This is a genomic window from Streptosporangium sp. NPDC050284 (assembly GCF_044459525.1).
GTDB lineage: Bacteria > Actinomycetota > Actinomycetes > Streptosporangiales > Streptosporangiaceae > Streptosporangium.
Window position 1 is genome coordinate 348,779 of the sequence record NZ_JBITIZ010000010.1, and the last position, 21,520, is coordinate 370,298.

The following is a 21,520-nucleotide window of genomic DNA, read 5'->3' on the forward strand; positions in this document are numbered from 1 at the left end:
GCGGGAACGGCTGGCCGGAGGACGCTGCGACGGAGGGCCGAACACGGCTTGGGTCAGGCGGAGGTGAGGGAGCGGTCGCGGTTGACGAGGGCGGCGTAGGGGCCGTCGGCGGCGAGGAGTTCGTCGTGGGTGCCGCGTTCGACGACGCGGCCGTGGTCGAGGACCACGATCTGGTCGGCGTCGCGGATCGTCGACAGGCGGTGGGCGATCGTGATGGTGGTACGGCCCCGCGACAGGGTGTCCAGGGCTTCCTGGACGGCGCGTTCGGTCTGGGTGTCGAGGGAGCTGGTGGCCTCGTCGAGGATGAGCACGGGCGGGTCGCGCAGCAGGGTCCTGGCGATGGCGAGGCGCTGTTTCTCGCCGCCGGAGAAGCGGTAGCCGCGCTCGCCGACCACGGTGTCGTACCCGTCGGGCAGTGCGGCGATGTGGTCGTGGATCCGCGCGGCCCGCGCGGCCGTGACGATCTCCTCGTCGGTGGCGGAGGGGTTGGCGAACCTGAGGTTGTCGGCGATGGAGGAGTGGAACAGGTAGGTCTCCTGCGAGACCACGCCGACCGTCTCGGCGAGGGACTCGAAGGTGAGGTCGCGCACGTCCACCCCGTCGATCGTGACCCGGCCGCCCGTCACGTCGTACAGGCGGGGCAGCAGGTAGCTCAGCGTGGTCTTGCCGGAGCCGGTCTCGCCGACCACGGCCAGGGTGGTGCCGGCGGGGACGGTGAGGTCGATGTCGGAGAGGGTCGGGGTCTCGCCGTAGGCGAAGTCGACGTGCTCGAAGCGGATCTCACCGCGTACGGTCTCCGGGGTGCGGGTGCCGGGGTGGATGTCCACCGGCAGGTCCAGATACTCGAAGATCCGGGCGAACAGCGCGAGGGAGCTCTGCACGTCGACGCCGAGGCGCAGCAGTGACACGGCGGGCCGGAACAGGTTCATCTGCAGCGTGGTGAAGGCGACGACGGTGCCGATGGAGACGACCGAGGTGAGCCCGGTGGCCCAGTAGATCACCGCGGGCATCGCCGCCATGATGATCTGGATGGTGGACTGCCGCCAGCGTCCGGCCATGCTGGAGCGGACCTCCAGGTCGGCGAGCTCGTCGGAGGCGGTGGAGAACCGTCCGGCGAGCTCGGGGCCGCGGCCCATCGTCCGGCCGAGCAGGATGCCGCTGATCGAGAGCGACTCCTGGACCATCGACGACATCGCGGCCATCTTCCGCTGCCGCTCGGAGGTGATCTTCCTGCGCTCCCTGCCGACCCTGCGGCTGATCGCGACGAAGACGGGGAGCAGCAGCAGCGACACGATGGTGAGCCGCCAATCCAGCACGAGCATCGCGATGATCGTCGCCACCACGGTGGTGAGGTTGGAGACCATCGAGGCCGCGGTGGAGGTGACCACCAGTTGCATGCCGCCGATGTCGCCGGCGATGCGCGACTGCACCTCGCCGGTCCTGGTGCGGGTGAAGAAGGCCATGGACATGCGCTGCAGGTGGCCGTAGACGCTGGTGCGCAGGTCGTGCATGACGCGCTGGCCGACCCCGGTGGAGATCAGCGTCTGGACGACGTCGAGCACGCTGGTGACGACGGCGACCGCGACCATGCCGAGCGCGAGCAGCGTGAGCAGGCCGGTCCTGCCGTGCGGGATCGCGTCGTCGAGCACCGCGCGGAGCATGAACGGCGAGGCGAGCGAGACGAGGGAGGACAGTCCGATGAGGATGCCCACGATGGCGAGGCGGCCCCGGTAGGGGCGGAACAGACCGATGACGCGTCGCAGGGGGGCGCGAGGTTCGTCGTTCACCTCAGGTGTTTCGTGCCGTATGGCACTTTTGGTTTGTTCCTCCACGGAACTCCTTTCTGATGTACTCTCAAACAGTGGTTAACTCACATTCATTCCTATGGCACTGGGATAGGTTCGGCGCTGTGGAGACGGAACTGGCCGACCTGGTGCACGGCGTCGGCCGTCGGCTGCGGCAGGGGTACGGTGAGCGGCTCGGCCCGCTCGGCCTGAGCCCCGGTCAGGCGCGGGCGCTTCGGGTCATCGTCGACTCCGAGCCGCCGCTGAAGATGGTGCAGCTCGCCGAGAGACTGCGGATCGTGCCCCGCTCGGTGACTCCGGTGGTCGACGCGCTGGAGGAGGCCGGGCTGGTCCGCCGCGAGGTCGATCCCGCCAACCGCCGCTCCACCCTGCTCGTGGTCACCGGCGAGGGCCTCAAGCGGTACGAGCAGGTGCGCGAGGCGCGCAGGCGGGTGGCCGAGGAGCTGTTCTCCGTGCTCACCCCCGAGCAGCAGGACCGGCTCGGGGAGCTGCTCGGCACGGTCGACGCGCAGTCCGTCTGACCCGACCGCCACCGGGGACGCGGGCGGCGGGCTTCGGCTTTCCCTCGTTCCGGTGGAAGCGTCAGCTGGTTTCCAGCGGTCCGGCGGAAGCGGCTGACGGGGTTTCGGCCGGACCGCTGGACGCGGGTGGCGGGTTTCAGCCGATCGGGTGGAAGCGGCCGGCGGGGGTTCAGCCGGTCCGGTTGAAGCGGGCGACGGCGAGGGCGAGCATGAGCAGGCCCGCGCCGCCGACCAGCAGGAGTTCGAGCGCCATCGGGACGATCCATCCCGACCAGGACACCCCGGGACCGTACACGGCCATCACCTCGGGCGGGACGGACAGGTGGGCGAAGACGACCTGGCGAGCGGGGTCGACCGCGTACGTCAGGGGGTTCAGCAGCGTCACGGTGCTCATCCACCCGGGCAGGTTGGTGAGCGGGAACAGTGCCCCCGACAGATACATGAGCGGCATGATCGCCATCTGGGCGATCCCCTGGAACGACTCCATGCTCGTCATCCGCGCGGCGACCAGCACGCCGAAGGCCGACATGGTGAAGGCGGTCAGGAACATCACCCCGACCAGCGAGACGATGAGGACCGGGTCGTAGGGTACGCCGACCAGTCCCGCCATGGCCACGATCACCAGGCTCTGCAGCGTCGCGACCAGCGCGCCGCCGAGTATCTTGCCGACCACGATCGCGGTACGGCTCACCGGGGCGACGAGCATCTCCCGCAGGAAGCCGAACTCGCGGTCCCAGACGATCGACGAGGCGGAGAACATCGCCGTCAGGATCACCGTCATCGAGATCACGCCGGGGAACATGAAGGTCTTCAGGTCCACGCCGTCGGGAACCCCCGGCATCAGGGATCCGAATCCCGTGCCGATGATGAAGATCCACATGAATGCCTGGAAGAGCATCGCCGTGACCCGCTTGCCGTCGGTGGCGAAGCGGATCATCTCCCTGCGGAGCACCACCTTCACCGCGCGCAGGTTGTGTGCGGCGCCGCGCAGCGGGACGCGGGGCGTGGCCGTCTCAGCCGCGACCATGGGCCGGCACCTCCTCGTCGTGGGCCTTCCCGCCCGCGGTGTGCTCGGCTTCGGCGTTCGCGTCGTCCCCGATCTCGGAGGAGGGCTTCGCGCCCGCGGTGTGCTCGGCTTCGCCGTTCGTGTCGTTCCCGGTCTCCGCGGAGACCTTCGCGCCGACCTGTCCGGGGCCGCCGGTTCTCCCGGTCTCCGCGCTGTCCTCCGCGTCGGTGCCGTCGGTGTCCTCCGCGTCGCGGATGGTCGAGCCGGTGTAGGAGAGGAAGACGTCGTCCAGGGAGGGGCGGGTCATCTGGACGGAGAGGATGGGGACGCCCAGCTCGGCGAACAGGCGCGGTACGAACTCCTCGCCGCTGGGGACGGAGAAGGTGAGTCCCCCGTCGCGTGCCACGGCCTCCACCGAGAGGCGTTCCCGCAGCATGACGGTGGCGGCCGGGTCGTCGCCGGTCTGGATGCGGATCCGGTCCCTGCCCACCGCGGCCTTGAGCGCTTCGGGGGTGTCCAGCGCCACGACGGAACCGTGATCGATGATCGCGATGCGGTCGCAGTGCTCGGCCTCCTCCAGGTAGTGCGTCGTCATGAAGATCGTGATCTTCTCCAGGTCGCGGAGCTCGGTGATGTACCCCCAGATGGCCGCGCGGGTCTGCGGGTCGAGCCCGACCGTCGGCTCGTCGAGGAAGAGCACCCGAGGGGAGTGCAGCAGGCCGCGAGCGATCTCCAGGCGCCGCCGCATGCCACCGGAGTAGGTGTGCACCCGGTCGTCGCGGCGCTTCCACAGGCCGACGATGTCCAGGACCCGCCTGATCCGGTCGTCGATGGCGTTCTTGGGCAGGCCGTACAGCTCGGCGTGGAAGCTCAGGTTCTGCGCGCCGGTGAGGTATCCGTCGACGGTCGGTTCCTGGAAGACCAGGCCGATGTCGCGCCTCACCTCGTCGCGCCGGCGCACGATGTCGTGCCCGCCGACGGTCGCGCTGCCCCCGCTGGGCCGGATCAGCGTGCACAACATGTTGATCGTCGTGCTCTTGCCCGCCCCGTTGGGACCCAGCAGGCCGAACACCTCGCCGGGGGCGACGTCGAAGTCGACGCCCCTGACGGCCTCGATCCTTCCGTACTCCTTGCGCAGTCCCCTCACGGACACCGCCGCGCCGTCGTCCACCTCACCGCCCTCCGCGGGGGGAGAAGAACGGCAGGAAGGGAGCAGTGGTCCCGGCGACCCCGCTCGCCTGTGACATGGCGAGCAGGACGCCCGCGCCACCCGTCGCCAGGTCCATGGAGATCCGGAAGCCCCTGGTGCCGGTGAACGCGAGGTGCCCCCGGAAGGAGACGGCGTGCTCGCACAGGTCCCGCAGCCGCCGGTCCTCCGCCGTGTCGTCGTCCGTCCTGCCGTTCGTCCCGTCGTCGGGCGTGCCGTTCGCGAGCCGGGAGAGTACGGCCACCTGTCCGGCCATGCCGCGGAAGAGGTCGGCCTGCAGCGAGACGCGCGTCCGGCAGGCGCGCAGCAGGCCGGGGAGGCTCGCGCGGACCCGGTCGTCCTCTCGGTGGGCGAGGAGTTCGGCGGCGACGAGGGCGATGCCCGCGCTGCCGACGTCGAGGTAGGGCATCGTGCGCACGCCCGCCTCCTCGACCACGAGCCAGTCGTCCGCGGTCGTCACGCACCGGTCGAGGTCCAGCCCGACGGCTCGGGCGGCGTGGTCGAGGAGGGCTGGGTCGCCGGTCCGCTCGAACAGCCGGACGAGGAAGAGGGCCACTCCGCACCAGCCCCGCATGAGGCCGGCCTCCAGCGGGCGGGTGGGGGCAGGGAGCCCTGGGCCGCGTGCCGTGCCGGGGTCTCCGCGTTCCACCGCGTCGGTCAGCCGGTCGGCGACGGCCAGCGCCGCGGTGAGGTGGTCCTGCCTGCCCCGGGTGCCCGCGAGGTGCGTCAGCGCCGCCCCGATGCCCGCGTACCCGGAGAACATCGAGATGTTCGCGCGGTCGGGCACCGGGTGGCGGTCGAGCAGCTCGGCCGCCTCCTGCGTATATCCCAGGTGGTCGAGGACGTAGGCGATGCCGGCCGTACCGTCGTAGAAGCCGGGGCGGCGCGGTCTGTCGCGCCGCACGGCGTCGACCAGCCACCTCTCGTGCTCCGGATGCCTGCCGTGGCCGGTCACCTCCAGGGCCCACAGCACCCCGGCGGCGCCGTAGGCGAACCCGAGCCCGCCGGAGACGAACTGGTGCACGTCGCCGGGGAACAGACGGTCCTCACGTTCGGGGGTCGCGGAACTCAGGATTCCCCTGGCCAGGGACTCGCGCACCGCCCGCCAGTCCACGGCGGGGGCGTCCGGACCGGCGGGCCCCACCTCCACCTCCACCGGCTCGGCGGCGGGGGTGTTCGGGAGCTTCCGCGAAGGGGCGAGGTGGGAGAGGATCGTCTCGGCCCAGCCGGCAGGAACCGGGAAGTTGTCGCACATCGTGCGTACGAGCCGGTGGACCCGGTCGGGCCGCAGTGCGGTGATCTTGCTGAACGGCAGGAACATGGTGAGGCGCAACGCGGCGAGGGCGTACAGGTCGCGGGCCACACCGTTGGTGTCCCGGCCGGCGAAACCGGTCGCGGCCAGTCCCGGCCGCCAGTCGGTGTCCGCGATATCGAACGCCAGTTCGAAATCGACCAGGGCCACCGTCTCGTCGGGCCGGACGATGACGTTGCCCAGGTGCAGGTCGCCGAAGACCACCCCGCGGGCGTGTATCTCGGCGATCAGCGCCTCGACGCGGTCGGTGATGAGCACGGCCCTGCGGGTGTAGGACTCGATGTCCTCGGCCGTGGGCTCGGCCATGACCACCCATGGATGGGCGGTACCGCACCACACGTTCAGGGGCTGCCCCTCGACGTACTCCTCGACCAGGAAGCGGTGACCCGCCACGTCGAGCTCGTCGTACAGGGCGGGGACCCCGGGGATGCCGCGCAACGCGGTGAGGGCCCAGCTCTCGCGTTCCATCCTCGTCGTCGCGTCGTGATGGTTGGCGTCCACCGCCGCGTGCGGGCGGGCCTCCTTGAGCACGACCTGGCTGTCGTCGGTGCGGCGGGTGGCGAGGTAGACGCCCCCGGCGTTGGAGAAGTGCAGGGCCCGGCGCACCAGGTAGGGGAGCTCGGCGCCCGCGCCGTCGCGACGGGAGTCCAGGTGCGGCTGGAGGAAGCCGGGCAGTTCCACCCACTTCGGCGGGTCGAAGAACGGCCTGCGCCGGTCGGGCAGCAGGGTGCCGTCGGGGTGACGGATCGCGAAGACGGTCTCGCCGTGCTCGTCCACGCACGTCATCTCGGTGAAACCGCCGTAGCGGACGTACAGCGGGCCGTCGCCCCAGCGCAGGTCGCTGAGGATGTACGGACCCTGCTCGCCCTCCAGTTCCGCCGACAGGTCCGTCAGTACGGCTCGCAACTCCTCCTCGTCGCGCGGGTAGACGGTGACCAGCTTTCCGCTGGAGCCGCGCGGTGAGTACTTGGCGTTGAAGACGAGCAGCATGTTGCGGTCGCGCAGGTGTTTGAAGGGGATGCCGCGCTCGACGCAGTAGTCCCAGGCGGCGGAGCAGAGCCGGTCGGCGTTCTCCAGTGTCGCGGACAGGTGGACCTTCCAGCCCTGCTCTGCGGTGGTCTGGCCCTGCGGGCGCAGGGACACCCAGACCCCGCGCTCCTTGCGCACCCACCCTTCGGGAACGGCCGTGCCCGACACGGTGAACGCGTGGTCCCGGATGAAGCCCACCCCACCCGACCAGCGCGTGGGCTCCTCGAAGAAGAGGGGGTCGGCCAGGGTGTAGATCTGCATCATGTCCTGCACGCGTGGTGCTCCTCGCCCGTGTTCTTCGCTCCCGCGCCGTCCCCGCCGCTCTCGCCGTCCCCGTTGCTCTTTTTGTCCGCTTTGCTCTCGCGGTCTCCGTTGCTTCCGCCGTCCGTGTCGCTCTCGCCGTCGCCGGAGAGGGACACGCGCAGCCGCTCCAGAAGGCCGATCATCGTCGACAGCGGGGGCGCGCCCGCCGCGTCCTGGCGTCCGGTGGTCAGGCTCCTCGTCGCCCGTACCGGTGCCACCACGACGTTGCGCCGCTCGGCGAGGGTCCGCAGATGGCCCCGCAACGTGGGGTTGTCCAGCGCCCCGGGGGGCAGCGAGGGCGCCAGCGCGATGGGAGCGGAGGTGCACTGCAGGGACAGCAGCGCGGGGGTGTCGGCGAGCCCGAGCGCGAGCCTGGAGATGAAGTTCACGCACGCCGGATAGACGATGACGCTGTCACTCCACTCGGTGAGCCGCACGTGCAGCGCGTCCGGCCGCGCCTCCTCGGGCCACCGGTCCCGCACGACCTCCCGGCGGACGAGCACGCTCAACGCCTCCCCACTCACGAAGCGCTCCGCGCTCGGGGTGAGGACGACCTGCACCTCAAGGTCCCGGTACGCCGTGATCAGCCAGTTGAGCCAGAACGGCAGGTACATCGCGGCGATGGCGCCGGTGCCGATCACGAGCAGGCGCTCGCCGCCGAACTCGGGGGGCCGGCGGTCGGCCGGTGTGTCGGTCACCGCGCGTACTCCTTCGGGCTCGTGGCGGGCTTCGGCCTGGTGACGAGCCACCTGAGGTGGTGGATGAGCGCCCTGATGCCCCGGGGGCGCTCGGCCTCCGGCCCCCGGACCAGCCGGGTGAGAACATCCGCGCCCTGCTTTTCCCACATATGCCGATAAATGGCGTAGAAATGCACGTCCCAGAGGCATCCCCGGAAGAACATGTGCTTGGGGAGGGTCGCCTCCTTGGGAATGAGGTCACCGACCCAGCCGATCCGGTCGATACTGGCGTCCGTGGTGACGAAATATACTTTTCTTATATCTTCCCAGGTGGCGAACGCGTAATTCACGAGAAGCATCATCGCCTCGCCGCCGAGGCCGTATCTGGCCTTGTCGGTGTCGGTGAATATGCCGACCTGGATGTGTCCGGCCGGGTCCATCTCGTGCAGGGTCCCGAACCCGACGGTCTCCCCGCTGTGCCGCAGCTTGATCGCGAAAATCGCGGAGATGTCCTGCTTTTTCAGCTGGTCAACGAATACCTTGAGCGGCGGCATGCTGTGCAGTCCCAGGCCGAGAAGGAGCTCGTAGAGGGCGACCCCGTCCGACGGGTCGGCGATGGTGAGCGCCGTCCGCTGAGTCTCGACATGGGGAATGAGCACGACTCTGTCACCTTGAATTCTTTCGGCGGCGATGGTTTCCGGACCCGATGGTCCCGTGGGATCGAACCGTCCTGAGCTCGTCGATATATGGACACTAGGTTTGGCGTTCCCGGGTCGTCAACGTTTCGCTATCCGGGGCTATGAGAAAGCGGCGCGCCCGTGAAATGCGGAATCGTTATCCGGCGTTGTCTCGCCGGCGGGACGGGGCAGCCAGCCGAGTTCCTGAGCCCGCAACGCCAGCTGAAACCTGCTGGTCGCGCCCGCCGACCGCATCAGCCCGTTGACCTCGCGCCTCACCGTCCGTTCCGCGACGCCCAGCCGGGCAGCGACGCCGCCATCGGTCAGCCCCTCGGCCAGGAGGCTCAGCACGGCGCCGCGCCGCTGCCGGGACCCGGTCTCCTGAGGTGGTGGCACGTGCGCGGTGCTCCACAGGTGGCCGAAGATGGCCAGCAGCGTGGAGAGGTGACCGGCCCGCGTCACCAGGGTCACGGGCGCCACCTCCCCCGGTGGGGGCCGCAGGCTCAGCAGCGCCACCCGCCGGTCGGCGATCACCACCGACAGGGGGGCCGAAGGCAGCGTCCTGGTCCGGGCGTGCCGGGGATCGAGGGAAGGGGCCGCGAGAGGTTCGCTCTCCTCGCCGCCCCCGGCGCGCACGACGGACACCGGGCAATTCCCCTCGACGAGCAGCTCTCCCACCCGGCCGGACAGGAAGCGCCCCAGCGGATCGTCGGAGAGCACCACCAGGACTTCCCGATACCGGCTCTCCGCCATCCGGGAAAACACTTCACGCAGTTCCTGTGGTGTGATTATCCGATCCTCGCTGCTGTTTGTATCGGCGTGGCGCATGAAAATATAATGTCATGGCTAAAGTCTCGGGACCGTCGTCGTTTCCGACTTATGGAAACGCCGGGGATGGCCGTTTTAGGACAGGCCGTTGCGCATTCCGGGGTTCCATAACTATGTTTCGTCAGCGGAACGGCCGGGATTAACGCCTTTATGGCGCTTTCGCTCGTCATCGTTTTTCGGTGTAGGTGTCACGGTGCAGGCTCCGTGAAATCCGTGGAATGCGCGCGGTTCACCCTCCGAAGTCGGCGAGGGCGGCGGTGTGCCAACGAGGAAGACCCGGCCGGCCCGGGGCCGCCACACGGCCGGTCTGACTTTCGAGCCCTCGAAGGAGGTGTCTTAATGGACCTGTCCAACATTCTTGAGCTGCAGGAGATCGACGTCGCACCCGAGTACGCCGATCTCCCCAGTAGCACCATCAGCAACAGCACCTGCTGATTCCCCCGTGTTCGCGGGGGGCGGACCTGTGCCTCCCCCCGCGTTCGCGGTCACCGGCACACCCGGTGGACGCGGATCTCGTGGCCGGACGCCGGGTGCCCTCCTCAAGGCGGGGCACCACACTCCGTGACGGGCCGCGCGACCGCCGATGAGACGGCGAAACGCGCCGCGATCCTTTCTGACTTTCCCTTGCCTTGTGCCCCGAGAAGGGGCCGTGTTCAATTGGGCCCCATGAGCGACATCATTCTGGCGTGCGAAGGACTGCGTAAACGTTATGGCCAGATGGTCGCGGTCGACGGAGTCGGTTTTTCCATTGCGGAGGGCGAGGTCTACGGCCTGCTCGGTCCGAATGGGGCGGGAAAGACGACGACGATTTCGATGATTGTCGGAGTTGTCGAGCGCGACGAGGGCACGGTTCTCATCGACGGGCAGCCGCACGACGCGCGGAACACGAAGACGAAAGCGCTGATCGGTTACGTGCCCCAGGAGCTCGCGCTTTACCAGGATCTCACGGCACGTCAGAACCTCTGGTTCTTCGGGCAGTTGTACGGCCTGCGAGGACGCCAGGGCAGGAGCAAGGTGGGCGAGGTGCTTGAGACGATCGGGCTGGCCGACCGCGCCGACGAGGCGGTCTCCGCCTACTCGGGAGGCATGGCCCGCCGCCTCAACATCGGGATCGGGCTGTTGAACCGGCCACGCCTGCTGATCCTGGACGAGCCGACCGCCGGAGTCGACCCGCAGAGCCGCAACTCCATCCTGGAGAGCGTGCGGCGCCTGACGGGGGAGGGGGTGGCCGTGCTCTACACCACCCACTACATGGAGGAGGCCGAGCGGCTCTGCGACCGGGTCGGCATCGTCGACGAGGGCCAGATGAAGGCCGAGGGCACCCGCCGCGAGCTGGTGGACATGGTGGGGGAGAACGACCAGGTGGTCCTGCAGGTGGACGGCGACCTGGACCGCGTGAGGCGCGCGCTCACCGGGCTGCCGCAGGTCCGCAAGGTGAGCGGCGAGGGCCCGCACATCGAGCTGCTCGTCGAGGGGGCGAGGGCGATCCTGCCCGGGATTTTCGAGGTCGTGGCCGGCCAGGACGCGGCGATCCGGTCCGCGGAGGTGCGCGAACCCGACCTGGAGGCGGTCTTCCTGCACCTCACAGGTAAGGCGCTTCGGGACTGAGTGGGACGGGGCCTACGGTGCGTGGAATGATCATCATCCTGCTGAAGGACCTGCGCCAGCGGGCGAAGGACAGCACCCTGATCGTTTTCGCGATCGTGCTGCCGCTGGGCATGGCGTTCATCCTCAACGCGGTCCTGGGCGGAGCGGGCGGCGACTTCACGGCCCGCTACGCGGTGGCCGACGCCGACCGCGCCGCGGGCGGCGGGTTCGTCCAGCAGGTCCTTGAGCCCATGCGCGAGTCGGGCATCGTGACCCTGCGGCCGGTGGCGACGGCCGAGGAGGGACGGGCGCTGACGCAGCGCGGCGAGGTGGAGGCCACCTTCGTCATCCCCGCCGGCTTCTCCGCCGACGTGCGGGCGGGACGTGCCACCACCCTGGAGATCATCGGAAGTGTCGCCGCGCCCGTCGCGGTCCAGGTCGCCCGCGAGGTCGGGCAGGCCTACGCGACCGGGCTGCGCTCGGTCCAGCTGGCCGTGGCCGTGGTCTCCCCCTCGGGGACGGCGCCGGACGCGGAGCGGGCCGCCCAGCTCGCGGAGCGGGCCGGTGCGCTCCCCGTGCCGGTGTCGGTGCGCGAGGACGCCTCCGCCGTGCGGCGGCAGCTGGACGTCACCACCTACTACGCCGCCGGCATGGCGATGTTCTTCCTCTTCTTCGCCGTCGTCTTCAGCATCACCAGCGTCTTCGACGAGCGCAGGGCGGGGACGCTGACCAGGATGCTGGCCGCCCCGATCTCCCGGCCGGCGATCGTGCTGGGCAAGCTGCTCAGCGGCGTCCTGGTGGGCATCGTGAGCATGACGATCCTCGTCGTGGTCACCACCCTCGTCATCGGCGCCCGCTGGGGCGATCCGCTCGGCGTGGCCGCGCTGGTGGTCTCCGGCGTGCTCGCCGCCACCGGGCTGATGGCCGCGCTCGCCACGTTCGCCCGTACCGCAGAGCAGGCGTCGAACTGGCAGTCGGTGGTGGCGATGGTGCTGGGCATCCTCGGCGGGGTGTTCTTCCCCGGCGCGCAACTCGGCGGGCTCACCGCGCTCGGCTATCTCACGCCGCACAAGTGGTTCATGCAGGGGCTGGCCGACCTGGCCGGCGGAGGGTCGGTGCAGGCCGTGGCGGTCCCGGTCGCGGCGCTGCTCGGCTTCGCCGTACTGGGTGGCGCCCTCACCCTGTTCCGTGTCGGAAGGATGGTGCACGCGTGAAGGCCCTCGCCATAGGGATGGTCAACCTCCGCCGGGTCTTCAGCGACCGCACCAACATCTTCTTCGTGATCGTCGCGCCGTTCCTGATGGTCTTCGTGCTCGGGCAGATGTTCGGCGTCGACCAGCAGCTGAGACTGGGCGTGGTGAGCGGCCCCGGGCCGTTGACCGAGCAACTGGTCGGGGCACTGGGCTCCGGCGAGCGCGTCACGGTCGAAAAGGCCGGGGACGAGTCCGAGCTGCGCACCGCGGTGGAGCGCGGCGAGCTGCGGGCCGGCGTGGTCGTCCCGGCCGACTACGACGCCCGGATCCGCGAAGGCGGCCAGGTCGAGGTGCGCTACCTGACCCGGCAGCAGGATCCGGGAGCGGCCGAGATCGGCACCTGGGTCCGCTCCGTCGTCCCCCAGCAGGCCGCCCTGCTGCGGGCCGCCCGCTTCGGGCAGCAGGAGGGGGCGGGAAGCTTCGACGAGAGCCTGAGCAAGGCGGGGCAGGCGAGCGTCGCCGAGGTCCAGGTGCGCGTCACCACCACGGGCCGGAGCCTGTTCCCCGAGGGGTTCAACCCCTTCGCCGCCTCGGCTCCGCCGCTGCTGCTCCTCTTCACCTTCCTCACCTCGCTGACCGCCGCGATCGGGCTCGTCGAGACCCGGCTGCTCGGAGTGGCGCGCCGGATGTACGCGACCCCGATCTCGGCCCGCGCCATCGTCGCCGGAGAGGCACTCGGACGGATGGTCATAGCGCTGACACAGGCGCTGCTGATCATGCTCGGCTCCGCGCTGATCTTCGGGGTCGACTGGGGCGACCCGCTGGCGGCGGCGGCGCTCGTCGTCGTCTTCTCCCTGGTCGGGAGCGGGGCCGCCATGCTCCTGGGGTCGGCGTTCAAGACGCCGGGAGCGGTGATCTCCGTCGCCATGATCCTCGGACTGGGGCTCGCCGCGCTCGGCGGCTCCATGCTGCCCCTGGAGTCGTTCGGCGGCGTGATGCAGGTCGTCGCCCACCTGACCCCACACGCCTGGGCCTACGAGGCCTTCGCCGAACTGGTCAGGAACGGCGGCACCATCGTCGACATCCTGCCCCAGTTCGGTGTCCTGAGCTGCTACGCGGCGGTCCTGTTCGCCCTCGGCGTCTGGCGTCTGCGCCGTGTCCTCACCCGGTAAAGCCGAGACCATTGGAGATGACATGCGTTTCCTGCCCGATCGGGAGAACATCACTGCCGCGGTCCTCGGCCTGGGATACGTCGGCTCGTGCGTCGCCGCCGTCCTGGCCGACCGCGGCGTGAACGTGATCGGGGTGGACACCGACCCCGTGCTCGTCGAGGAGCTCAACGCCGGGCACTGCCGGTTCAGCGAGACCGGGCTGCCCGAGCTCGTGGCCCGCCACGCGGGCACCGGCCGGCTGCGCGTCACCACGAGCTACGAGAGCGTCTCCGAGGCGGACGTCGTCATCGTCGCGGTCGGCACGCCCACCGGTGAGCGCGGGGTGATGAAGGAGAGCCAGCTGCGCGGCGCCTGCGAGGAACTGGGCCGGCACATCAGGCCGGGCCAGCTCCTGGTCTTCAAGAGCACCGTCCCGCCGGGGGTGACCCGCTCGCTCGCCCTGCCGCTGCTGGAGCGCGGCGGCCTGGTCTGCGGTGAGGACTTCGGCCTCGCCTTCTGCCCGGAGCGCCTCTCCGAGGGGACCGCGTTGCGCGAGCTGCTCAGCTTCCCCATCATCGTCGGCGGGTGGTGCGCCGACAGCACACAGGCGGCGGTGACGTTCTGGCGCGGGGCCGTCGGGGTGGAGGTGATCCCGGTGGCCTCCCTGGAGGCGGCCGAGATGGTCAAGCTCGCCGACAACTGGTGGATCGACCACAACATCGCCCTGGCCAACGAGCTCGCCCGGCTCTGCGCGGCGCTGGAGGTCGACGTCCTCGACATCATCTCCGCGGCGAACTCGATCCCCAAGGGCAACGGCAACGTCAACATCCTGCTGCCGAGCGTGGGAGTGGGCGGCTCCTGCCTGACCAAGGACCCCTGGATGGTCTGGCGAGCCGCCAGGCAGCGCGGCATCGACCTGCTGACCATCCCGGCCGCCCGCGAGGTCAACGACTCCATGCCGCACTACACCAGCGACCTCATCGTGCAGGAGCTGGCCAAGCTCGGCAGGTCGCCCGTGGGCGCGAAGGTGGCGGTCCTCGGGCTCGCCTTCAAGAACAACACCGGCGACCTGCGCGAGACACCGGTCAGACCGGTCGTGGAAGAACTGCGCAAAGCGGGCGCGGAGGTGAGCCTGTACGACCCGCTGGTCGACGGAGACGAGGCGGAGAAGCTCTTCGGGCTGCCGAGGGCCTCCTCGCTGGAGGAGGCCGTGCGCGGGGCCGACTGCCTGGCGGTGCTCGCCTGGCACCGGGAGTTCGAGGACATCGACCTCGCCGCGCTCCGCGAGCGGGTCGCCCCCGCGTGCGCGGTGGTCGACGGCCGCGCCTACTATCCGCGCGAGACCATAGAGCTGCTGCGCGGGGCCGGGTTCGCCTACCGCGGGATCGGGAGGTAGGGGCCGTGGCGAACGTGGTGGTCACAGGCGGTCTCGGTTTCCTCGGCGGTCATCTCGCCGGCGCCCTCGCCCGGCGCGGGGACGAGGTGACGGTCTTCGACGCGGGGCCGCCCCCGCCCGGCCGCGACGGCGACTCCCCCCGCCATGTCGACGGCGACATCAGGGACGTGGGGGCGCTCGCAGGTGCGATCACCGGCGACGTGGACACCGTCTACCACCTCGCCGCCGTGGTCGGCGTCGACCGCTACATCGACCGGCCGCTCGACGTCATCGACATCAACCTGTCGGGGACGAAGAACGTCCTGGAACTCGCCGAGAAGGCCGGTGCCCGGGTCGTCCTGGCCAGCACCAGCGAGGTGTTCGGCAAGAACCCGGCCGTCCCGTGGGCCGAGGACGACGACCGCGTCCTCGGCAGCACCGCCACCGACAGGTGGAGTTACTCCTCCAGCAAGGCGCTGGCCGAGCACCTGACGTTCGCCTACATGCGCCAGCGCGGACTCGACGCCACCATCGTGCGCTACTTCAACGTCTACGGGCCCGGCCAGCGGCCCGGCTTCGTGGTCAGCCGCAGCGTCCACCGCGCCCTGCGCGGCCTGCCGCCGATCCTGTACGACGAGGGCGGGCAGACGCGCTGCTTCACCTTCGTCGACGACGCGATCGAGGCCACGATCGAGGCGGGCACCGCCGCCGCGGCGCTGGGGGAGTGCTTCAACATCGGCAGTTCCGTCGAGACGACCATCCGCGCGGTGATCGAGCTCGTGGTGGAGCTGACGGGCGGGGACGAGGCGGTCCCCGTCGACCCGCGCGACGGCTTCGGCGACGCCTACCAGGACCTGTCGCGGCGCGTTCCCGACACCTCCAAGGCACTCGCCGTGCTCGGGTGGCGCAGCACCACCACCCTGCGGGACGGCCTGGCCAGGACGATCGACTGGGCGCGGGCCAACCCCCGGTGGCTGGAGCAGCCCGACAGCGGTTCCACCTGACCGGCGGCCGCGGGACGGCGCAGGCTCCCTGGCGAGGATGCCGATGACGGGTTGACGATCGGCTACGACCTCGGGGCACAGGCTCATGGCGGGCGGGGAGGGGCGCCCGCGCCGCGGGCTCGGGGCACAACCGCTGCCGGACGCCTCCGCTCAGAGGCAGGCCGCGCGGGTCGCGGCGACGACCGCGTCCACCGCCCGGTCGTCGAGGTGAGGGCCGATCGGCAGGCTCAGTACCTCGTCGGCGAGCCGCTCGGCCAGCGGCAGCGATCCTGGCGGGTACCCCTCGCGGGCGTAGGCGGGGGAGAGGTGCACCGCGATCGGGTAGTGCACGAGCGTGCCGATCCCGGCGGCGGCGAGCCGCTCCTGGAGCTCCCGCCGGCGGGCGGTGCGCACCACGAACAGGTGCCAGACCGGCTCGGCCCACGGGGCCGGCACGGGCAGCAGCAGGTCGCCCACGCCTTTGAGCTCGTCCAGGTAGCGCGCGGCCACGGCACGGCGGCGATCGTTCCACTCGTCCAGCCACGCCAGCTTGACCCGCAGCGCGGCGGCCTGCATCTCGTCCAGCCGGGAGTTGGCGGCCACGACCTCGTGCCGGTACTTCTCGCGGGCCCCGACGTTGCGCAGCAGCCGCACCCGCGCCGCCAGCTCCGCGTCCCCCGTCACGACGGCGCCGCCGTCGCCGAGGGCGCCGAGGTTCTTGCCGGGATAGAAGCTGAACGCGGCGGTGGAGCCCGACCCCACCCGGCGGCCGTGCTCGCGGGCGCCGTGGGCCTGTGCCGCGTCCTCCAGGACGCGCAGGCCGTGCCTGGCCGCGATCCGCTCGACGGCGCCCAGGTCGGCGGGGTGGCCGTACAGGTGCACCGGCATGATCACCTTGGTGCGGGGGGTGATCGCCTCCTCGATCCGCGCGGGGTCCAGGGTGCAGGTGCGCTCGTCCGGCTCCACCGGCACCGGCCGCGCGCCGACCCTGGAGATCGCCACCCAGCTCGCGATGAACGTGTGGGACGCGACGATCACCTCGTCGCCCTGGCCCACGCCCATCGCGCGCAGGGACAGCTCCAGCGCGTCGCAGCCGCTGCCCACCGCCACGCAGTGCGCGTTGCCGCAGTAGGCCGCGAACTCCGCCTCGAACGCCTCCAGCTCGGGACCCATGAGATACCAGCCCGAGCTCAGCACCCGCTGGAGTGCCGTGTCGAGGTCGTCCCGCAACTCCTCGTACGGGGCCCGCAGGTCGAGGAAGGGGACCTTCACGCCCCGCTCCGCGCGTCTCGCAGGAACTCGTCGTAGTCGCGGTAGTAGTCGCCCTCGTCGTAGGGCTCGGAGACCAGCCACAGACCGACCGTCCCCGGTGCGAAGTCGACCATGTCCCGCCAGACCATCGGGGTCATGTAGAGCCCCAGCCGGGGGTGGTCGAGCACGAACGTGCGCCGGTTGAAGCCGTCGTCCACCTTCACCTCGAAGCGGCCGTGCACGGCTATGATCAGCTGCCGCAGGCGGCGGTGGCCGTGCCCGCCGCGCCGGGTGCCCGGCGGCATGTCGAACATGTAGTAGGCCCGCTTGACGTCGAAGTCGATCTCCTTGCCGGACTCGACCACGCACAGGCTGCCCCGAGGGTCGACGATCTCCGGAAGCTCGACGAGGCGGCATGGCTCGACCCTGCCGACCGCGAGGTCCTCGTCGCCGTTCACAGAAGAACTCATCGAGCCTCCACCCTCCCTCGGACGAGGGGTCGTTCCGCCCCGTCCCGTCTCGCCAGCGGGACAAACGCTATTTTTCGAGAACCCGGCGGTCAAGTGATTCTCGGCGCCTTGGGAGCCCTCGGGAAGAACGAATGCAATGGACTAACGAGATTTATATAATTACTCTCCGGCGAAGGCCGTGCGATCCAAAGACCGGAGGGTCGGAATATGACCAGCCTCCCCCAGGTATCACATTCTCTGCGCCGGGAGAATAACGAATTCAGAGCCCGCCTCACGAAATCGTCCATGGCCAGGGACAGCGCCGTCCTGCCGCTCGCCGAGTTCAGGGAGTGGTTCGCCGAACGTCACCGCACGGAGCGCGCCGAGGTCACCAGGATCCCCTTCGCCGACCTCGACGGCTGGAGCTTCACGCCGGGCAGCGGCAACCTGGTCCACCGCAGCGGACGGTTCTTCTCGGTGGAGGGGCTGCGGGTCAGCACCCGCTCGGACCCGGCGGAGGGCTGGTCGCAGCCGATCATCAACCAGTCCGAGATCGGCATCCTCGGCATCCTCGCCAAGGAGATCGACGGCGTCGTCCACTTCCTCATGCAGGCGAAGATGGAGCCGGGGAACGTCAACTCCGTGCAGCTGTCGCCCACGGTGCAGGCCACGCACAGCAACTACGTCGGCGTGCACCGCGGCGCGGGCGTGCCCTACCTGGAGTACTTCATCCGGCCCCGGCCCGGCAGCGTGCTCGTCGACGTGCTCCAGTCCGAGCACGGGTCCTGGTTCTGGTGCAAACGCAACCGCAACATGGTCGTCGAGGTGACCGAGGACATCGAGGTCCGCGACGGCTTTCGCTGGCTCACCATCGGCCAGCTGCAGGAACTGCTGCGCGTCGACAACCTCGTCAACATGGACTCCAGGACCGTGCTCGCCTGCGTCCCCTTCGACGGCGCGACCCTCGCCGACGGCGACCGCGAGGATTGCGAGGACTTTCTGGGAGCGCTGCGCCGCTCGGTGGTGAGCGGCGGGGCCGCCCTGCACACCACCTCCAGCCTGCTGAGCTGGTTCACCGCGGCGAGAAGCACCAAGCTCGTCGACCGCTGGTGCGTGAACCTGGAGCAGGTCACCCGCTGGAAGCGTTCCCGCGACGAGATCGCCCACGAGGAGGGAAAGTACTTCACGGTCGCCGCGGTCGCGGTGAGCGGGGCCGGCAGGGAGGTCGGCTCGTGGAGCCAGCCCCTGTTCGTGCCGGTGGGTCAGGGCGTGGTCGCCTTCGTCGTCAAGCGGATCCACGGCGTGCTGCACGTGCTGGTCCACGCCAGGATGGAGGGCGGCCTGCCGGACATGGTCGAGCTGGCCGCCACCCTGCAGTGCGCGCCGGAGAGCTACGAGGGGGTGCCCGCCGACCGGCGCCCGTACTTCATGGACTACGTGCTGAACGCCGACCGCTCCCGGATCCGCTTCGAGTCGCTGCTGTCGGAGGAGGGCGGACGTTTCATGGGCGCGGTGATCAGATACCTGGTGATCGAGGCCGACGACGACTTCCCCGTCGAGGTGCCCGAGGACTACACCTGGGTCACCGTCGGCCAGCTGTCCGGGCTGCTGCGGCACAGCTACTACCTCAACGTCCAGGCCCGAACGCTCGTCGCCTGCCTGCAGGGACTCTGGGGAGGAGAGCGTTGACGACGACCTCACCCGTACGCATGGGCGTGCTCTCCTGCGCGGACATCGCCTGGCGGCGCACGCTCCCGGCGATGACGGAGGCCCCGGCCGTGCTGCCGGTCGCGGTCGCCAGCCGCGACGCGGCCAAGGCCGAGACCTTCGCCCGGCGCTTCGGCTGCGACGCGGTGACCGGGTACGGAAACCTCCTGGAGCGCCCCGACGTGGAGGCGGTCTACATCCCGCTGCCCACCGGGCTGCGCGCCGAGTGGGTCGACCGCGCGCTGCGGGCGGGCAAGCACGTGCTGGCCGAGAAACCACTGGCCACCAGCCGCGCCGAGGCCGAGAGGCTGCTCACCCTCGCCGAGGAGCGCGACCTGCTCCTCGTGGAGAACCTCGTCTTCCCGCACCACTCCCAGCACGAGGAGGTGCGCCGGCTGCTCGACGGCGGGACGATCGGGCGGCTGCGCTCCTTCGCCGGTGACTTCGGCATCCCCCCGCGCGACCCCGGCGACTTCCGCTACCGGCCCGAGCTCGGAGGCGGCGCCCTGTTCGAGGTCGGCGTCTACCCGATCCGCGCCGCGCGGCTCTTCCTCGGCGACGACCTCGAGGTCTGCGGCGCGTTCCTGCGCTACGACGCCGCCAGCGGGGTGGACGTCGAGGGAAGCGCGCTGCTGTGCTCGCCCGCGGGCGTCACCGCGCAGATCCGGTTCGGGTTCGAGCACTCCTACCGCAGCTCGTACGCGCTGTGGGGCTCGGAGGGGTCGATCCTCCTGGACCGCGCCTACACCCCTCCGGACTCGATGCGCCCCATCGTGCGGATCGAGCGGCAGGACCTCCTGCAGGAGCGGACGCTCGCCGCCGACCGCCAGTTCGTCAACATCCTGGAGTCCTTCGCGCGATCCGTGAGGGAGGGCGGCGGCCAGGCCGAGCACACCAAGCCGGCCCTCGCCCAGGCCGAGCTCGTCGACGCGATCCGCGAGCGGGCCCGGCGGATAACGATATGACCGCCAAAAGCGAGGAAAGTGGCCGCCGGCCGCGTCCCCGTGCCCTGATAAAACGCTCCCGCGCCTCTTTGTTTCGTACGCAGGCGGCGGGCCGCGATGCGATTTACAGCTGATTCACCCTGTGCCATCCAGAATCGAGGAGCAAAGTATGTCTGCCACGTCGCGGTGCCGTGTCTGCGCCGGATCCCTCGCTGAATTCTTCGACTTCGGGCGCCAGCCGCTCTCCGACGCGTTCGTCCGTCCCGACGATTTCGCGGACGAATTCTTCGTGCGGCTCGCCGTCGGGATATGCGAGTCGTGCACGATGGTTCAGCTGATGGAGGAGATCCCCCGCGACCGCATGTTCCACGAGGACTACCCGTACGTGTCCTCGGGTTCGGCCGTCATGCGCGCGCACTTCGAGAAGCTGGCCAGGCGGCTGCTCGCCACCGAGCTGACCGGCGAGGACCCGTTCGTGGTCGAGCTCGGCTGCAACGACGGGGTGATGCTGAAGGCGATCGCCGACGCCGGGGTGAGGCACCTGGGGGTGGAGCCGTCCGGAGGGGTGGCGGAGATGGCGCACGCCAAGGGCATCCGCGTCCGCAAGGACTTCTTCGAGGAGACGACCGCGAGGGACATCCTCGCCACCGACGGCAGGGCGGACGTCATCTACGCCGCCAACACCCTGTGCCACATCCCCTACATCGAGTCGATCCTGCGCGGGGTGACCGCGCTGCTCGCCCCGACCGGCGTCTTCGTGTTCGAGGACCCCTACTTCTCCGAGATCGTCGAGCGCACGTCCTTCGACCAGATCTACGACGAGCACTTCTACTTCTTCACCGTCCGCGCGGTCCAGGCGATGGCCGCCCGCTTCGACCTGGAGCTCGTCGACGTCGAGAGGCTCCCGGTGCACGGCGGCGAGGTCCGCTACACGCTGGCCCACGCGGGCGCGAGGACGCCGACGGCCGCGGTGGCCGAGCTGCTGGCTGACGAGAACAAGCGCAACCTCGCGGCCATGCCCACGCTGAAGGGCTTCGCACGCAACGTCGAGCGGATCCGCGACGACCTCGTCGCCCTGCTGCGCGACCTGCGCGACGACGGCAAGCGGGTCGTGGGCTACGGGGCGACCGCCAAGAGCGCGACGGTGACCAACTACTGCGGCATCGGCCCGGAGCTGGTCCCGTTCGTCTGCGACACCACAGTCGCCAAGCAGGGCAAACTCACCCCCGGATCGCACATCCCGGTTCGTGAGCCCTCGGCGTTCGCCGAGTCGTACCCCGACTACGCGCTGCTGTTCGCCTGGAACCACGCCGAGGAGATCATGGCCAAGGAGCGCGCCTTCCGCGAGGCGGGCGGCAAATGGATCCTGTACGTGCCCGAGGTCCACGTCGTCTGATCGCCCGCGCCCGGCCTCAGCCCGCCGTGTCGCGGTGTTGGGCGGTGAGTCTTTCCAGTTCGGGGACGAGTTGGTTGGGGCCGGGGGTGGTGAGGGTTTCCTGGCGGAGTCGCTGGGCG

19 protein-coding genes are annotated in these 21,520 nt (G+C 70.1%); 10 read left to right on the plus strand and 9 right to left on the minus strand.

All coding sequences use genetic code 11. The features are described 5' to 3' along the window. Positions 1-53: 53 nt before the first annotated feature. Entirely contained in the window at positions 54-1,787 is a 1,734-nt protein-coding gene (locus tag ACIBH4_RS24650; protein WP_362516301.1) for an ABC transporter ATP-binding protein, read from the minus strand. Positions 1,788-1,909: 122 nt separating this feature from the next. Here ACIBH4_RS24650 and ACIBH4_RS24655 point away from each other — a divergent pair, with 122 nt between their 5' ends. Beyond that, positions 1,910-2,326, plus strand: a complete 417-nt coding sequence (locus tag ACIBH4_RS24655) for a MarR family transcriptional regulator (protein ID WP_362516299.1) — start codon at positions 1,910-1,912, stop codon at positions 2,324-2,326. Between the two features lie 169 nt (positions 2,327-2,495). On the opposite strand, the gene ACIBH4_RS24660 is transcribed toward ACIBH4_RS24655, so the two are convergent. From ACIBH4_RS24660 to ACIBH4_RS24685, 6 genes are all read right to left on the minus strand, one after another. Then, positions 2,496-3,353: an ABC transporter permease gene (locus ACIBH4_RS24660; RefSeq protein ID WP_362516297.1), complete on the minus strand. Its 858-nt coding sequence runs from the start codon at positions 3,351-3,353 to the stop codon at positions 2,496-2,498. After that, positions 3,340-4,503 carry an ATP-binding cassette domain-containing protein gene (locus tag ACIBH4_RS24665; protein WP_362516295.1) on the minus strand — a complete coding sequence of 388 codons (1,164 nt, stop codon included), beginning with the start codon at positions 4,501-4,503 and terminating at the stop codon, positions 3,340-3,342. The genes ACIBH4_RS24660 and ACIBH4_RS24665 overlap by 14 nt, the downstream gene beginning before the upstream one ends. A 1-nt stretch (position 4,504) precedes the next feature. Then, positions 4,505-7,144: a class III lanthionine synthetase LanKC gene (gene lanKC, locus ACIBH4_RS24670; RefSeq protein WP_362516588.1), complete on the minus strand. Its 2,640-nt coding sequence runs from the start codon at positions 7,142-7,144 to the stop codon at positions 4,505-4,507. Beyond that, on the minus strand, positions 7,141-7,881 hold the full coding sequence (locus ACIBH4_RS24675; protein ID WP_362516292.1) for a flavoprotein: 741 nt from the start codon (positions 7,879-7,881) through the stop codon (positions 7,141-7,143). The genes lanKC and ACIBH4_RS24675 overlap by 4 nt, the downstream gene beginning before the upstream one ends. Continuing rightward, on the minus strand, positions 7,878-8,519 hold the full coding sequence (locus ACIBH4_RS24680) for a GNAT family protein (protein WP_362516290.1): 642 nt from the start codon (positions 8,517-8,519) through the stop codon (positions 7,878-7,880). The genes ACIBH4_RS24675 and ACIBH4_RS24680 overlap by 4 nt, the downstream gene beginning before the upstream one ends. Before the next feature lie 138 nt (positions 8,520-8,657). Continuing rightward, on the minus strand, positions 8,658-9,290 hold the full coding sequence (locus ACIBH4_RS24685) for a helix-turn-helix transcriptional regulator (protein ID WP_362516288.1): 633 nt from the start codon (positions 9,288-9,290) through the stop codon (positions 8,658-8,660). A gap of 414 nt (positions 9,291-9,704) precedes the next feature. Here ACIBH4_RS24685 and ACIBH4_RS24690 point away from each other — a divergent pair, with 414 nt between their 5' ends. From ACIBH4_RS24690 to ACIBH4_RS24715, 6 genes are all read left to right on the plus strand, one after another. Further along, positions 9,705-9,800 (plus strand): class III lanthipeptide, encoded by a 96-nt coding sequence (locus tag ACIBH4_RS24690; protein WP_350946092.1) that lies wholly within the window; start codon positions 9,705-9,707, stop codon positions 9,798-9,800. 231 nt (positions 9,801-10,031) lie between these two features. Beyond that, positions 10,032-10,973 (plus strand): ABC transporter ATP-binding protein, encoded by a 942-nt coding sequence (locus tag ACIBH4_RS24695; RefSeq protein WP_362516285.1) that lies wholly within the window; start codon positions 10,032-10,034, stop codon positions 10,971-10,973. Between the two features lie 26 nt (positions 10,974-10,999). Beyond that, positions 11,000-12,166, plus strand: a complete 1,167-nt coding sequence (locus tag ACIBH4_RS24700; RefSeq protein WP_362516283.1) for an ABC transporter permease — start codon at positions 11,000-11,002, stop codon at positions 12,164-12,166. Beyond that, positions 12,163-13,317, plus strand: coding sequence for an ABC transporter permease (locus ACIBH4_RS24705; protein WP_362516280.1), 1,155 nt, complete (start codon positions 12,163-12,165; stop codon positions 13,315-13,317). The genes ACIBH4_RS24700 and ACIBH4_RS24705 overlap by 4 nt, the downstream gene beginning before the upstream one ends. A gap of 22 nt (positions 13,318-13,339) precedes the next feature. Further along, positions 13,340-14,692 (plus strand): nucleotide sugar dehydrogenase, encoded by a 1,353-nt coding sequence (locus tag ACIBH4_RS24710; protein WP_362516278.1) that lies wholly within the window; start codon positions 13,340-13,342, stop codon positions 14,690-14,692. Between the two features lie 5 nt (positions 14,693-14,697). Then, positions 14,698-15,675, plus strand: coding sequence for an NAD-dependent epimerase/dehydratase family protein (locus ACIBH4_RS24715; protein ID WP_362767958.1), 978 nt, complete (start codon positions 14,698-14,700; stop codon positions 15,673-15,675). Between the two features lie 150 nt (positions 15,676-15,825). Here the strand turns inward: ACIBH4_RS24715 and ACIBH4_RS24720 are convergent, their stop codons facing one another. Together ACIBH4_RS24720 and ACIBH4_RS24725 are read right to left on the minus strand one after the other, a co-directional pair. Then, on the minus strand, positions 15,826-16,926 hold the full coding sequence (locus tag ACIBH4_RS24720) for a DegT/DnrJ/EryC1/StrS family aminotransferase (RefSeq protein ID WP_362516274.1): 1,101 nt from the start codon (positions 16,924-16,926) through the stop codon (positions 15,826-15,828). Continuing rightward, positions 16,923-17,375 (minus strand): FdtA/QdtA family cupin domain-containing protein, encoded by a 453-nt coding sequence (locus ACIBH4_RS24725; protein WP_362516272.1) that lies wholly within the window; start codon positions 17,373-17,375, stop codon positions 16,923-16,925. The genes ACIBH4_RS24720 and ACIBH4_RS24725 overlap by 4 nt, the downstream gene beginning before the upstream one ends. A 285-nt stretch (positions 17,376-17,660) precedes the next feature. On the opposite strand from ACIBH4_RS24725, the gene ACIBH4_RS24730 reads away from it, so the two are divergent. The 3 genes from ACIBH4_RS24730 to ACIBH4_RS24740 all read left to right on the plus strand — a co-directional run bounded on the left by ACIBH4_RS24730 (position 17,661) and on the right by ACIBH4_RS24740 (position 21,401). Continuing rightward, entirely contained in the window at positions 17,661-19,043 is a 1,383-nt protein-coding gene (locus ACIBH4_RS24730; RefSeq protein WP_362516270.1) for an NDP-hexose 2,3-dehydratase family protein, read from the plus strand. Next, positions 19,040-20,026 carry a Gfo/Idh/MocA family oxidoreductase gene (locus tag ACIBH4_RS24735; protein ID WP_362516268.1) on the plus strand — a complete coding sequence of 329 codons (987 nt, stop codon included), beginning with the start codon at positions 19,040-19,042 and terminating at the stop codon, positions 20,024-20,026. The genes ACIBH4_RS24730 and ACIBH4_RS24735 overlap by 4 nt, the downstream gene beginning before the upstream one ends. A 148-nt stretch (positions 20,027-20,174) precedes the next feature. Next, positions 20,175-21,401: a class I SAM-dependent methyltransferase gene (locus ACIBH4_RS24740; RefSeq protein ID WP_362767961.1), complete on the plus strand. Its 1,227-nt coding sequence runs from the start codon at positions 20,175-20,177 to the stop codon at positions 21,399-21,401. Positions 21,402-21,520 lie beyond the last annotated feature (119 nt).

Coding starts and splice junctions, on each gene's coding strand:
- ACIBH4_RS24660 (WP_362516297.1), bottom strand. CDS start 3,353: ATGGTCGCGGCTGAGACGGCCACGCCCCGCGTCCCGCTGCGCGGCGCC.
- lanKC (WP_362516588.1), bottom strand. CDS start 7,144: ATGATGCAGATCTACACCCTGGCCGACCCCCTCTTCTTCGAGGAGCCC.
- ACIBH4_RS24685 (WP_362516288.1), bottom strand. CDS start 9,290: ATGGCGGAGAGCCGGTATCGGGAAGTCCTGGTGGTGCTCTCCGACGAT.
- ACIBH4_RS24690 (WP_350946092.1), top strand. CDS start 9,705: ATGGACCTGTCCAACATTCTTGAGCTGCAGGAGATCGACGTCGCACCC.
- ACIBH4_RS24695 (WP_362516285.1), top strand. CDS start 10,032: ATGAGCGACATCATTCTGGCGTGCGAAGGACTGCGTAAACGTTATGGC.
- ACIBH4_RS24700 (WP_362516283.1), top strand. CDS start 11,000: ATGATCATCATCCTGCTGAAGGACCTGCGCCAGCGGGCGAAGGACAGC.
- ACIBH4_RS24710 (WP_362516278.1), top strand. CDS start 13,340: ATGCGTTTCCTGCCCGATCGGGAGAACATCACTGCCGCGGTCCTCGGC.
- ACIBH4_RS24725 (WP_362516272.1), bottom strand. CDS start 17,375: ATGAGTTCTTCTGTGAACGGCGACGAGGACCTCGCGGTCGGCAGGGTC.
- ACIBH4_RS24730 (WP_362516270.1), top strand. CDS start 17,661: ATGGCCAGGGACAGCGCCGTCCTGCCGCTCGCCGAGTTCAGGGAGTGG.
- ACIBH4_RS24740 (WP_362767961.1), top strand. CDS start 20,175: ATGTCTGCCACGTCGCGGTGCCGTGTCTGCGCCGGATCCCTCGCTGAA.